The sequence below is a fragment of the Lachnoclostridium sp. An169 genome, assembly GCF_002160525.1.
GTDB lineage: Bacteria > Bacillota > Clostridia > Lachnospirales > Lachnospiraceae > Mediterraneibacter > Mediterraneibacter cottocaccae.
In genome coordinates, this window is record NZ_NFKT01000026.1 from 52,960 (window position 1) to 65,984 (window position 13,025).

The following is a 13,025-nucleotide window of genomic DNA, read 5'->3' on the forward strand; positions in this document are numbered from 1 at the left end:
TCTTAAAGTGGCAAATCCTTTCGTCTAAATCCCAACAATCCAATTGTCAGAAAAATAGCAGTTAATCCCAACAAAACCACAAGGCTAATAACCGAAACAATATTTCCATTGACAAGCTGCCTTGGATTGAACAAACTCAATGGATTGCAGTAAAGAAGAATTTTGGCATTATCATATACAGAAAAAAACATCTGCATAATGATGAACAACGAAATTCCCCCGGCCCCACAGCCGATTGAATATTTAACATCATTGAATAGACAAGCAAACATAAAGCAAAACGCCGCAATGAATAATTGCAGGGCGAGCAAGCCTAAATTTAGTAATAAAAACCGGGGTATATCCAATGCGCCTTTGAACATCATGGAACAGCATACAATCATCAATCCTGTATTGAATGCGATCATCACAACCACCCCCAAAAACAGATTGACCCATTGTGTTATAACAATTTTCGTTCTGCCATGCTTTGAATTTAGCAGATAGGCAAGTGATCCATTTTCCACATACTTTGCAAGTAGGCGATAGCACATTACGATACTGTAAATGAACGGTGTAACAATCAAAACAAATTTATACAGGTATGTAATGATGAAATCCAGCAAGGTCGTCCCCATATCCTGCATACCGAATGCAGCAAGAACAACCGGCATACTTTCCTCTAATGATTCCAGACTGTCCTTTAGTGATGGATCATACATTGCCACCAGTGTGACAGCATACATTGCAATGATACTTAAAAAAATAACATATAATTTATAGTTCGCTTTTACTTCTTGTTTCATCAATGAGCGGATCATGCTTTAGTTCCTCCATAATGCTGCATAAATACTTCTTCGATTGTTTGGTTTCTTACTGCTATATCTTGCACATCGTAATGTACTAATTCATGCACAAGATCATTGACAGAGCTATCCAGTAGAAAAGATACCTTATAATTTCCATCAAATGTACTGTCAGCATGAACCCGTGTAAATGCCTTTGCAAGTTCAGGGGTTGCAAAGGTAATCGTGTAGTGCTTTTTGTTCGTACCTCGAATACTCTGGATACCTTTATCGGCAATCAAGTGTCCGTCTTTAACCATCAGCACTCTATCACAAGTGTTTTCGACTTCTTCAAAAATGTGGGACGACATAAATATCGTTTTCCCTTTGTCTTTTTCTGATTTTATAAGCTCGACAAACTTATTTTGCATAATAGGGTCTAATCCGCTGGTCGGTTCATCTAAGATTAACACAGACGGATTGTGCATAAATGCAACGACTAACCCTAATTTCTGTTTTGTCCCCTTTGACATTTTTTTGATCTTGATACGAGTATCTAATTCAAAATAATCTACGAGGTGACGAACCTGTTCTGTGGAAACATTCTCTTTTGTTTCCATCATAAATCGGATGAACTCATTGCCAGTCATTCGGTCATTCAAGAATGATATTTCTCCCGGTAAATAACCAACTTTTGATTGTATTTGCTTTGCCGCAGAGAACGTATCCATATCAAAAATTTTAGATATACCCTGCTGGGGATGGATAAATCCCATCAAATGTCTTATGGTCGTTGTTTTGCCCGCACCGTTTGATCCCAGAAATCCAACAACCTCTCCTTGGTCAACAGTAAAACTTAAATCAAAAATTCCTCTATAGTTTCCATAGTCTTTTGTCAAATTGTGTACTTCAATCATCTTCATAAGTATTCCTCTTTATAACTAATCTGTTTAATCATTGCTTTCCATTTTTCAAATTCCGCAATAGCTTCCTCAAACACAATCGGTTGATTAGTTCGATGCTTTTCGGACAGATACCCCTCGGATAACCACAAAAACATTTTGTAAATGTACTTCGGATCAATGTCCTCTTTGAATCGCGAAAAGTCAATGTTCTTGAAGTATTCATCGAATGTGGTATCAAAATTTTCAGCGAGATAATCATTAACCGAAGCCGAAACTTTTTCGTCTTGAAAAAGAACCATCCGCAGCGAAAAATCATACATATAAGGATAGTCAGACCATATTTTCAATTTGGTTCTTATCCCGAAGTCCAACATATCGAAAAAATCAGTTATGGCACTCATTTCCGCTACATCTACTGCTTCCAAAGAAACTTTGCTGCAAAAATCGCACAGGTAAAGATAAAACGTTTCTTTATTTTTGAAGTAGTAAAATAACAGTCCTTTAGATATTCCTGCTTTTTCAACAATCAAATCAGTGTTTGCCTTTTTATATCCGTATTGCCCGAAACATTCCAGTCCTGCGTTTATAATCCGCATTTTCTTTTCGGACGGTAATTCCTCAAACTTCTCCGCAGACAATTTTCAGACCTCCTTTGACTATTTCAGTCAATTCCATTCTAATACGTTGACTATTTTTTTCAAGGTCCCAGCAATCACTTCTTTAGCCCTTCCCGATATTTTCTGCAAAAATACTATCCGTTTCAATTCAGCAATATATTGTTTGAGTGCATATATTGTTTGATGTTTGATTGCATATATTGTTTGATTGCATTTGACACCCACTATATCTTGTGCTACTATAATCTTGTATTTGAGTTTTTGTGTCATCCCGAAATGGGAGTCTGGGCCATTCACCCAGGACACATGCTGTTTAAGTTGGAAAATCGTGTCATTATAATGTCGTTTTTTACGGCACTGTAATGGCACTTTTTTTATTTTCACTATTATTTATTTTAACGCCCAAAGTGGCAGAAAGGAGAATTTCTATGTCAGCAATCATCTTTTTACCAGGGAGGCCAACAACGGATCCTCAGATCATGCAGGCAAAGAACAGCAACACAACCTACACGACTCTGGACATCTCCTGCCCCCAGAGGGGAGCAGACGGAAACAAAGAGACTGTATTCTATTCCTGCTATTTCAATTCATTTCTGGCAGACCGCCTGATGAAAGCAGGTGTTAAAAAAGGCACCGGACTGATTATCATTGGAGATCTGGAGCTGCATCCCTTCGTTCATCAGAAGGGGAAAAACCAGGGAAAACCGAACTCCGGCCCCAGCGTGGTTGTCAAAGACTGGCAGTTTGCGCCCTTGACTTATGACGATGTAAATGGGGCTAATCCCGGTGTACCCGGAGGCGTTCCTCAGAACGGCTACGGACAGCCCGGAGGAGCTCCTGTTCCCAATCAGCAGGGCGGATACCCGACACCCGCACAGGGAGGCTATCCACAGGCATCCGATGCTCCTGCCGGCAATTATGCACCTACAGGCGCCGCACCACAGAACCAGAATGGCTATGCACGGGGAGGACAGGGAAGAACAAATGCTCCACAGGGGAACGTACCGCAGAACGGTTACAGACAGCCCCAGAACGGCTATGCTCCGAATCCTGGAAGCGCACCGAATTACGCACAGGGCAATCCGAACCAGCAGCCTTCCGGCGGCTATGCTCCTGGAAACGGGGCAGCTCCGGGAACACAGGGCGGCTATCCGGGAGATGGATTTACCCAGGTTACAGAACAGCAGGCAGAGACACTTCCCTTTGTCGCTTGATGCTGACGCACAAAAAATTTCATAAGGAACGATCCATGTAGAGAATTGCACCCGGAGACTACTCCGTACAGGCAGTTCTTTTTTTTGTGTCCGCACAGGATCCAGGAGAGCGCCGATCATCGGCTCTCCTGGGTGCGGCACAGCAGTTTTAAGAAGAAAGGAAGAATTTACATGAAAGCAAAGAAAGCCAGAACGATCAAAAAGACGTTACAGATCACCGTATTGTGCCTGTTTGCGGCGGCATTTCTGCTCCCAAAGGGAAGCCAGTCCTATCTGATGACTGGCATCGCTGCTGCAGGAGTCCTTGTTTCCCTGGCAATCCTTATCATCCCTCCGCTTGCTTCCGGACTCCGGAAATTGCGGATTCCGGCTGGGAGGGCAATGGATACAGGAAACGGGAACTCGGATCTGGAAACCATCCTGATCCGGCAGATCAGCTACCAGATCACAGACACACTTCAGTCTGCTTTTCCGGAAGCTACCTGGGAGTTTGCAGAACCCCTGCGTCTTTCCCACCTGCTGGATGGCGATGCGATCCGCTTATCTACCAGGAACACCGGTAATCATAACTTTGCGGAAGTGTCTATGGATGAGTACGGAAACCTGCATCTTCAGATGCTGACTGTCTCTGCGTTGAAACGGAAAGGCGACAAATCCGCATCCCCGGATACGCCAAAGGTTGATCCTGCGTCCTGGTACTCCCTGATTGGGAAACCATTCCTTGTGGAAATGATCGGGAATTTACAGGCAAAAGGACACCAGAAGCTGTTCATCGGAGAACAGGGGGACGTTTATATCCTCAATGGGAAGGAGCCGGAAGTAAAAGGCAAGCTGGAGCATTTCCCGCCGAAAGCCTACTGGCCTGCACTCCTGCAGGTGTTTGCTGATGATGAACTGGAAGCGGCAGAGACGGAAAACGCAGTAGAGATCACCTGGGCATAAGGAGGAAAAGTAACGATGGCAAGTGGAAAATTAGTGGAGAGCTGGACCTTCCAGCGCACGCTCCCAGAACCTTTTAAGGACTATACGGATGACGCCGTGTTTAAGAATATCGCATCCAAATACTGTACCCAGCCGCAAAAGAGAAGCACGCTCCATGCGGCTACCCTGCAGGCCGTCCTGACCTATATGGAACTGGAGGAGCCCGCAGGTGGGAAGTCGGCAGAGGAACTGGGGGCAATCGGGAGCCAGACCAATACCTATACGGTGGCAGAATATCCCAGCCGTACCGGAGAACTTCATGTGGTGGTCTATAACCCTGCAAACGGGAAATTTATTGCCGGGAAGTACACGGTGCCGCCGGATACGGAAAATACACCGGAGAAATATGTATTCAAAGATTCCGAGAATACAGGAACTGCTTTGTTATTCGCTCTGATGCCTACGTTTCTTTCCGATGAGGAGTTCAATGAGAAATACCAGCAGTTAAAGGAATACCGTGCAGCCGGTTATCCGGACATGGATGAGGCGGCAGAAACGGCGGCTGTCCTTTGTGACAACGCTTACCGCCGGATCCGATACAGTGATACGCTCGCAACGGGAGGGATCCGCACGGATATTGCTGCCAATGGTGTCATCCCGCTGCTGAAGCCGCTGGCTCTTCAAACGGGAACCTATGCGCCTACGGAAATCATCCACGGGACTTTCCAGGTACTGAAACCCGGCAACACCTTTAAGAAAAAAGCGGAAGTCATAGCGAAAGCGGATTTTGTGGGACAGTATATCCTGTCACCTGCCCGTGTACTGACTCCGGAGGAGGAACTGACCGTCCCGGTACTGCCGGACTGGTATATCATCCCGAAGGAAGTCAAACGGATCTGTGAACACGCAAAAATCACTACGGACACGGTACAGCCCATGCGGAACTTTCTCCTTCGTGGCCCTGCCGGTACGGGAAAAACGGAAGGAGCCAAAGCAGTTGCTTCCGGGCTTCATCTTCCTTACCGGTGCCTGACCTGTTCCGCAAATACAGAGGTATTCGATCTGCTCGGGCAGATCCTGCCGGATGTGGACGGGAAACGCACTGCCCTGGAGCGGCAGTATCCGTCTTTCCAGGATATCATGCTGGACCCGGCAAGCGCCTATGAAAAACTGACCGGAACCTACGATGAAAATGTTACAGAAGATCAGGTCTACAAGCAGCTCATTGATACTATTTTTGATGAAATGCACGAATACTATGCCTCCAAAACCAGCCAGCAGCATTTCCGCTACGTGGATACGCCGCTGGTGGAAGCAATACGGAACGGATACCTGATTGAGATACAGGAGCCGACGGTCATTGCAAATCCCGGTGTGCTAGTGGGATTAAACTCCCTGATGGACCGATGCAACAGTGTGTTTCTCCCCAACGGTGAAACGGTACAGCGGCATCCGGATATGGTGATCGTCGTGACAACCAACAATGACTATGCAGGCTGCAAGCCCTTAAACCAGTCCGTAATCTCCCGTATGAGTGTGCTCATCGACCTGATGGAGCCGGATGAGGAGACACTGGTGGAACGGGTGGTTGGCGTTACCGGCTGCAAAGAGAAAAAGACCGTTCAGACAATGGCACGGATCGTCCACTCCATCTCGGAATATTGTCGGGAAAACCTGATCACAGATGGATGCTGCGGTGTCCGGGAACTGATTTCCTGGGTGCAGTCCTATATGGTCTGCGGCGATATCCGGGAGGCGGCCCATTACACCATCCTGCCTTCTGCTACGGCAGATGCGATCAGCCGTGCGGAGGTTGAGGAAAGCTGTCTGGATACTGTCCTGCCGTCCTGAAAAGAGAGGAGGCAAGCCAGTGGGTAAAACGCCTCTTACAGAACCAGAAATGTATGCACTTCTTGCAAAAAACCTGTCCTACTTACGCAAATCTCAGGGCGGGCTTTCCCAAAAAACGGTGGCACGGATCTTACACCTGCCGCCAAAAACCATTATGAATTACGAAAACTGCAGGGCCACTCCGCTTGCCTATGCTGTCCTGAAACTGGCAGATTATTACGGCTGCTCCGTGGAAGACCTGCTGACAAAAAATCTCACAGAAAGGAAATAGAATTTTGAACAGCAACCAGAAAAAATTAAAGCAGATGATTCGGGAAGAGGAATCTTTCATTACCGATCAGGAATTTTTTACGTCCTCTGCCTTCCATCAGTATCTGACCTCCCAGGCACGTGCTGCTACCGGGCGTTACTGCTACGGCCTGCAGGCACTGATTTCCTGGGACGAATCCGATGGTGCGGCACTGGCTTACACAGACTCTTATAAGATCTACCTGAACGCAGCAAACCGTGTTACCCAGAGCTTTCCGTCCCGCTTCCTGCGGGCGCTGAGCCTGGTAGGGATGACCGGACATGAGACGGCTCATCTTTTGTTTACGGATTTCACCACCCGGAACCTCTACTTGACAAACCTGGGGAACGGCTCTTTTTACCCGGAAGATCCTTCCGTGGAGCTGCCGGTTTATCAGAAAAACCAGACGGAGATCCTGGACGCCCTGCAGGAAAAGGACAAGGCCGTATCTCTGACCTTGCAGACCTGTGCGGCTTCTCTTCAGAACATCCTGGAAGACATCTATATTGAAGCGAGGATGTGTGCTGCCTTTCCCGGCAGCTTCCGAAAGGGCATCCAGCTCAATAACCTGCGGATGCTGGAGCAGATCCCGGATCTTCACGAACAGCTCAGCCGGGATTACCAGCCGTTTACGATTGCAACCAACCTGCTTCTGGCTTATTGCCGGTCCGGCACCATCAGCAACCGCTTCCACAGCGACAGCGAATATCTGGATGTGCTGACCGATGGCATGGAGTATATCGACACAGCACTGGAAGCACCATCAATTAAGGAACGGCTGACTGCGACAAACTGTCTGCTTGTCCTGTTCTGGGACTTTATCAAACCGCTGGTAGAAGAAATGCGGGAAAAGCTGGAACAAAAGAATGAAACAGAAGCAACAGAGGAGCTTCAGGATCTTCTGGATCAGCAGATTGCGGGCAGCACGCCCATTCCTCTGGGAAAAGGTGGTGGGGAGGTAAAAAATATCCCTTCCGCCAAAGGAGGCGCAGGCACCAATCCGCAAGACGCAGATTTCTTTTCTTCCAAGGGCCGTCAGGAAAGCCTGAAGGAAGCGGAAAAAGTGATGGAGGAGGAAGGCGGGCGGATTGCCCTTGCCAAGACCAGCGCTATTTTAGACGGCAATGATCCGGGCGTAACCTACGCATCCCAGTATGCCGGCACCGGCTATGAGGATGCGGCATCAGATATTGCCCGTGTCTTAAATGAAGCCGCAACAGAAAAGGCGCAGGCAGCCTATGAACAGCAGCTGACAGAAGAATTACAGAAAGCAGCAAATGATATCCATTACGGAAATGCCCATGCCGGTATCCATGTGACCATTCATCGGGTACAGGACATCCCAGACCGGCTGATCCGGCAGTATGAGGAAGTTGCACCTCCTCTTCTCAGGGCTTCCAAGCGCCTGCAGAGTTCCCTACTGCCCCTCTTAAAAGAGGAGGCGGAAGGCGGAAAGCAGAAGAACCTTCTGTATGGACGGCGGCTGGATATGCGCTCCTTCCATCACCAGGACGGTTCTTTCTTCATCCGAACCAGGCTCCCAGCCGATGAACAGCGGCTGGCAGTAGGGCTCCTGATTGACGAAAGCGGATCTATGGGCTGGGGTGACCGTATCACTCACGCCAGAAAGACAGCCATTGTCCTTTATGACTTCTGTGTCAGCCTGGGGATCCCGGTGACCATCTATGGCCATTCCACGGATTACCGGGGCGTAGCCCTCTATTCCTATGCGGAGTTTGACTCTGTGGACGAGAATGACCGCTACCGGCTGATGGATATGATAGACCGCAGCGGCAACCGGGACGGCGCAGCGCTCCGCTTTGTTGCAGAGCATCTGGCGAAAAGACCGGAGAACCGGAAACTTCTGATCCTGATCTCCGACGGTCAGCCAGCCGATACCGGCTATCGCGGCACGGAGGCAGAGGCGGACCTGCGGGGGATCAAGAAGGAATACGCCAGACAGAATATTGTTCTGTTTGCGGCAGCCATTGGAGAGGACAAGGATGCCATCCAGCGCATCTATCAGGAAGGGTTTCTGGACATTACCCGTCTGGATGACCTGCCGAAAAACCTGACGCTCCTCGTTAAACAGTACCTCAAATAAATCATAGAAAGAAGGGATAACTTATGAGCCAGTCTTATCAGAATCTGGCATCGGACCAGATCTGTAAGGTCCAGAATGACAAGAAACTGATTTCTTTTCATGACCGGCTGCGGGCCGCTTTGCCTGGCAGCTATGCACAGATACACGCCAAGGGAGAGTTTTCAGAGAACAACCATAAGGTTCACTCGCTCATCGGCGTGTCTATCCAGGATTATTCCAACGGCACCGGGGAACGCAATATCATCACCCGGTTCCATTTAAGCCCGGAGCAGGTGCAGTTTTTCCTCACCCGCCTTACCGCAGGCTTTCAGGAATTTGAATGGAGTATCAGCAAGATCTTTGGGGAACCCGATCAGTATGGGTACTCCACCGCACAGCAGTTTTCCATTTCCAGGCACGCTCGGGCATCCGACGGCAGGGAAATGAAGAACCCGTGGCGGATCCAGATCATAAACGGAAGGGGGATCAAAGTACAGAATCGAAACGGCGGCTCCTATATGCAGTCCGGCAGCTTCCAGATGGAAAAATCGGCCTTTATCCTGCTCACGGACATGGACCTCTACCAGCTCTTAAAAAGGGTGGATGCGTATGTGACCGAGTGGGAGCGCTGCATTGCCCCGCCGCTGATCTCAAACGGGAAAGAGATGCTCGCAAATCAGCAGGCCCAACGCCAGCAGATGCAGCGGCAGCCTTACCCATACGCAGCATAGAAAACACGATACAGCCATGCAGGAAAGGAAGCGGAAACCCCGCTTCTTTTTCTGTTCAGGCAAAAAGAGAAAGGACGATTTTTATGAGTATTGCCGTGATACGAAACATGGATACCCAGGGGCGCATCATCATCCCTGCGGATATCCGCAAAGAAACAGGCATCCGCAGCGGCAGCACCCTGGAGATTGCCACGGATGGGACAACCATCCGCATCCGGAAGTGTACGCCCCGGAATACCGGTTCCAAAGAACTCCGGGATTTCCTGGAGCCTCTCTATAAGAACATCCGCTGCGGGCTTGCCATCAGCAGCACTGACTGCATCCTGGCATCCAAAGGCTGCTATCTGCCAGAAGGTGCACAGATCACAGAGGAACTGCGTTCTCTTATCCAGGAGGGCAGAGAAATGTTTTCTCAATCAGGCCTCTGCCCGCCAGTTCCCGACTGCTCCCGGAAGGTTGCCGCACTGTTTCCGGTCACTTTAGCTCTGGCTTCTAAAAAAGCAGCGCTATTGCTGATCCCGGAGCCAGGACGGTGCTTATCGGGCGCCGAGTGTAACTGCACACGCCTGATAGCAAACATGATTACCCGTAAATGCAAACCGAATGAATAGAAAGGACGAATGATTATGAAAGCATTGCACCCATTAACAGAAGAACAGAGAATTTTCGCAGAGAAGCACCATGATTTTATCTATCAGTATCTGAACGGACGCCACCTGAATATCGAGGATTACTACGATACCGCTGTCTTTGGCTATCTGAAAGCCGTACAGGATTATCTGGAGAAACCGGAACTTCAGCAGTACCGCTTCTCCACCATCGCCCGCATCGCCATGCGGGATGCACTGGCAACGGAATGGAAAAAACAGAACCGGCCCATGAGCCGGGCTTATCTGGAGGAGTATCAGGAAGATACCGTTGAACTGGACGTTTTCCTTCCTGTCCGGCAGGAACGTCTGGCAGAGGCAATGGATGACCGGAACCGCCTGCTGGCGCTTCTGGCTTATCTGACGCCGAAGGAGCGCCAGGTGGTCCATCTGCAGGCGGACGGCTACACCTACCACGAAATTGCCGAGATCTGTAATATTACATCCCACGGGGTACACAGCCGGTTCTACCGCCTCCGCAGAAAAGTACGGAGTCTGGATGGAATGGAGGTGTGACTCTTTTATGACGAATGAAAAAATCACGGCTATGCCAGTAAAAAAGAAACAGATCCATCTGACCGCCACCCCCAGTCTGACCCTGCGTCTGCATGAGCGGGCATGGATCCTAACAGGCTCCCGGTCCCTGTCTACCTCCCTGGTCCAGCAGATCCTGGAGGTATCGCAGGACGGCGTCGTATTTGAAACCGAAAACACCATTTACCATTTGACCTATGCACGCCGTCCGGCAGAGATTGAGGTGATGTGCGCTTGACTGATATTTATGAACGGGGGAGCAGCCTGCAAAAGCTGCTCTCCACCCTGAAGCTCAACCGGGAACGGGTTCCTCTGGAAACTTTAAAGAGCGTATACCGTATTCCTTATGAGGAGCTGAAGGCGCAGATCCGGGAAATCGTCCAGGAATTTGTCCTTCTGGTCGCCTGCCACCACCTTCTGATCAATCCGAATTTTTCTCTGGATGAACAGACAGCTGTGGTACAGGCTGCCATTGACCGCTCCCGGATTCCAAAGGAGATTGGAAAAAGCCTGACCAGAGACTATGACGTGTCGAAGATCCACCGGATGGCACTGAAGCTGCGGGAAGAGATCGAAGCGGCACTCTGGCCCTATATTGACCGGGAAACCTGTCTGGTGGCTGACCTTGCGGATATCGAAAAAACGCCGGTCATCTATAATACCCTGACCAGACAGATCTACCAGGACGGGGGATGGATAGACCAGCCGCTGGATCTGCGGGGGACATTACTGATTTACAGGAAACAGGAGGATGCTGTGCTGCCAGGCGCAGCCCTCCTTCAGAAAGGAGAACAATAGTTATGATATTAGAAAGAAATGAAACACCTGAAGAACTCGCTTTTGCACTAACTTTTCCGCAAATACGGGAAGCGCATGAAATCTACAAAAAGCATTGCTTTTTCCAGGATTTTATCGGGCAATGCGAAGACCGGCGACAAGACAGGATCGGACTTTGTAACCTTCCCTATCAGACACTGGAACATGAGACAGATATCCTGTGTACAGCCTATGAACTGTATGAGAAACTGGAGGACAGCAATGTTTCCTATCATGTTACGATGGAGAACGTGATCGATGCAATCGAGAAACAGATTTTAAACGGCGAACTGCGCCCGCATCCAGAACCGGCGCCCCGTGTGGTGCTGATCATGGAGGACGGCATTGTTACCGCCTCGTATACAAACGCTCCCTTTATTCAGGCAGAAGTCATTAAACTGGACAAGGAATATGATTCCGGCGAAGAGCGGGAGGCAGTTTATGGAGCTTTAGAGCACGATCCTGAGCTGACCGAATGTGAGTGCCATATTACCTGGCCCGGACGTGAAAAGGAGGCCGCCTGATGACAAATGTCTGCAAGAATACACAAGGAAATACACCGATAAAGATTTATGTTTTACACGGATATACGGACGGTCTGACAGATCCAATCGTCAGTACCGACTACGAGGAAGTGTACGCAGCAATGAAAGCTGCCTATGAAAGCGCCCTGGACGGGGTAGAACAAGAAGATTCTGACCGGGAATACAGCTTTCTGGAAGGCTGGTCTGCTACTGCTGTTGTACATGGAGACTGGATGGAATGGCAGATTGCGGAACTGGAGCTGAAGGTTCCCGAAGAACAGCCGACTCCCTCTGTTTGAGATTTCTATCAGTTCCAACTGATAAGCCTAACTGGACTAAATGACATCGAGCCGTCTTATGGACGGCTCTTTTTACGTTTGATTAAATTTATGTAATAAATATGGCGGTCAAAAACGGATTAGGAGTTGTTATTCTATACGAACATTAACTGGTCTCACTGTAAGTTCTCCAACACCTTCAACCCTGTACCATTTTCCTCGTTCAAGTTTAATTGTGCCACCTGTCCCAGAAGTAATGTAACCTATTGCATAAGTTTCTCCGCTTTCAATATCCGTAAATACAACATCGGTATCAGCAGTACCAGTAACTTTTACACTTCCGGTAACAGGTTGTATCTGTTCGCTTTTCACTCTCTCGTCACCTGAAAGGGTGAAAGTGTGCATCTTAATATAGCTGTTATAGCTTATACCGATTATAAGGACAGCAAGCGGGATTGCAACTCCCACTGCTCGTTTCAACCGTTTCTTATCCATATATTACTTCTCCGAGAAATTCCAATTATCTGCTCTACAACTTAGGATTTGTTTGTATCTTTATTGCTCCTTTTCTTGCTTTTCCAGATACTTAACAACCTCTTTGTCCCATCTAAGTTTCTTAACTCCACCAATTAAAAACATCGCAATCCCAATGCAAAGTATAACCGTTCTTCTAATTGAATCTGGAGAAATACAACACGAAATCACTAGTCCTGTACCAGCACCTGTAAAAAAATCAATAATAGATTGCTTATGTTTATAATACTTCCCGTATAATCTTTCCTTATCTATTGTTTTTACCATTTGTTTGTCCTCCTTCAATAATTTATCCAGAGAAATTTCAAACATATCAC

The 13,025-nt window shown here is 48.2% G+C and carries 16 protein-coding genes and 1 pseudogene; 12 read left to right on the forward strand and 5 right to left on the reverse strand.

Annotated elements, in window-relative coordinates; translation table 11 throughout:
- Window positions 1–2: 2 nt before the first annotated feature.
- The 3 genes from B5F07_RS16280 to B5F07_RS16290 are packed head-to-tail and all read right to left on the reverse strand — an operon-like array spanning window position 3 to window position 2,307.
- Window positions 3–800, reverse strand: a complete 798-nt coding sequence (locus B5F07_RS16280; protein ID WP_087162312.1) for an ABC transporter permease subunit — start codon at window positions 798–800, stop codon at window positions 3–5.
- Window positions 797–1,687, reverse strand: a complete 891-nt coding sequence (locus tag B5F07_RS16285) for an ABC transporter ATP-binding protein (protein ID WP_087162313.1) — start codon at window positions 1,685–1,687, stop codon at window positions 797–799. The genes B5F07_RS16280 and B5F07_RS16285 overlap by 4 nt, the downstream gene beginning before the upstream one ends.
- Window positions 1,684–2,307, reverse strand: coding sequence for a TetR/AcrR family transcriptional regulator (locus B5F07_RS16290; protein ID WP_204248859.1), 624 nt, complete (start codon window positions 2,305–2,307; stop codon window positions 1,684–1,686). The genes B5F07_RS16285 and B5F07_RS16290 overlap by 4 nt, the downstream gene beginning before the upstream one ends.
- A 407-nt stretch (window positions 2,308–2,714) precedes the next feature.
- Between B5F07_RS16290 and B5F07_RS16300 the strand changes: the two genes are divergently transcribed.
- From B5F07_RS16300 to B5F07_RS16355, 12 genes are all read left to right on the forward strand, one after another.
- Window positions 2,715–3,500: a single-stranded DNA-binding protein gene (locus B5F07_RS16300; RefSeq protein ID WP_087162326.1), complete on the forward strand. Its 786-nt coding sequence runs from the start codon at window positions 2,715–2,717 to the stop codon at window positions 3,498–3,500.
- A 171-nt stretch (window positions 3,501–3,671) separates the two neighbouring features.
- Window positions 3,672–4,442 (forward strand): hypothetical protein, encoded by a 771-nt coding sequence (locus B5F07_RS16305; protein WP_235853296.1) that lies wholly within the window; start codon window positions 3,672–3,674, stop codon window positions 4,440–4,442.
- Window positions 4,443–4,457: 15 nt separating this feature from the next.
- Window positions 4,458–6,272, forward strand: a complete 1,815-nt coding sequence (locus B5F07_RS16310; protein ID WP_087162314.1) for an AAA family ATPase — start codon at window positions 4,458–4,460, stop codon at window positions 6,270–6,272.
- Between the two features lie 19 nt (window positions 6,273–6,291).
- The gene (locus B5F07_RS16315; protein ID WP_240577858.1) at window positions 6,292–6,543 is read left to right on the forward strand and encodes a helix-turn-helix transcriptional regulator; all 252 of its coding nucleotides are present in this window, start codon (window positions 6,292–6,294) and stop codon (window positions 6,541–6,543) included.
- Window positions 6,544–6,547: 4 nt separating this feature from the next.
- Window positions 6,548–8,665: a nitric oxide reductase activation protein NorD gene (locus B5F07_RS16320; protein ID WP_204248860.1), complete on the forward strand. Its 2,118-nt coding sequence runs from the start codon at window positions 6,548–6,550 to the stop codon at window positions 8,663–8,665.
- Between the two features lie 23 nt (window positions 8,666–8,688).
- Window positions 8,689–9,375, forward strand: a complete 687-nt coding sequence (locus B5F07_RS16325; RefSeq protein ID WP_087162315.1) for a hypothetical protein — start codon at window positions 8,689–8,691, stop codon at window positions 9,373–9,375.
- A gap of 83 nt (window positions 9,376–9,458) precedes the next feature.
- Window positions 9,459–9,986, forward strand: coding sequence for an AbrB/MazE/SpoVT family DNA-binding domain-containing protein (locus B5F07_RS16330; RefSeq protein ID WP_087162316.1), 528 nt, complete (start codon window positions 9,459–9,461; stop codon window positions 9,984–9,986).
- A 15-nt stretch (window positions 9,987–10,001) separates the two neighbouring features.
- Window positions 10,002–10,538 (forward strand): sigma-70 family RNA polymerase sigma factor, encoded by a 537-nt coding sequence (locus tag B5F07_RS16335; RefSeq protein ID WP_158229572.1) that lies wholly within the window; start codon window positions 10,002–10,004, stop codon window positions 10,536–10,538.
- A 7-nt stretch (window positions 10,539–10,545) separates the two neighbouring features.
- Window positions 10,546–10,794 carry a hypothetical protein gene (locus B5F07_RS16340; RefSeq protein ID WP_087162318.1) on the forward strand — a complete coding sequence of 83 codons (249 nt, stop codon included), beginning with the start codon at window positions 10,546–10,548 and terminating at the stop codon, window positions 10,792–10,794.
- Window positions 10,791–11,354 carry a hypothetical protein gene (locus tag B5F07_RS16345; protein ID WP_087162319.1) on the forward strand — a complete coding sequence of 188 codons (564 nt, stop codon included), beginning with the start codon at window positions 10,791–10,793 and terminating at the stop codon, window positions 11,352–11,354. The genes B5F07_RS16340 and B5F07_RS16345 overlap by 4 nt, the downstream gene beginning before the upstream one ends.
- Window positions 11,355–11,356: 2 nt before the next feature.
- Complete coding sequence (locus B5F07_RS16350) at window positions 11,357–11,896, forward strand: hypothetical protein (protein ID WP_087162320.1); 540 nt, start codon at window positions 11,357–11,359, stop codon at window positions 11,894–11,896.
- A complete protein-coding gene (locus B5F07_RS16355) occupies window positions 11,896–12,195 on the forward strand; it encodes a hypothetical protein (protein ID WP_227060799.1) in 300 nt (99 codons plus the stop codon). The genes B5F07_RS16350 and B5F07_RS16355 overlap by 1 nt, the downstream gene beginning before the upstream one ends.
- 129 nt (window positions 12,196–12,324) lie before the next feature.
- On the opposite strand, the gene B5F07_RS16360 is transcribed toward B5F07_RS16355, so the two are convergent.
- On the reverse strand, window positions 12,325–12,669 hold the full coding sequence (locus tag B5F07_RS16360; RefSeq protein ID WP_087162321.1) for a hypothetical protein: 345 nt from the start codon (window positions 12,667–12,669) through the stop codon (window positions 12,325–12,327).
- Window positions 12,670–12,729: 60 nt separating this feature from the next.
- Window positions 12,730–13,025, reverse strand: a pseudogene (locus tag B5F07_RS16365) (hypothetical protein); the annotation flags it as partial.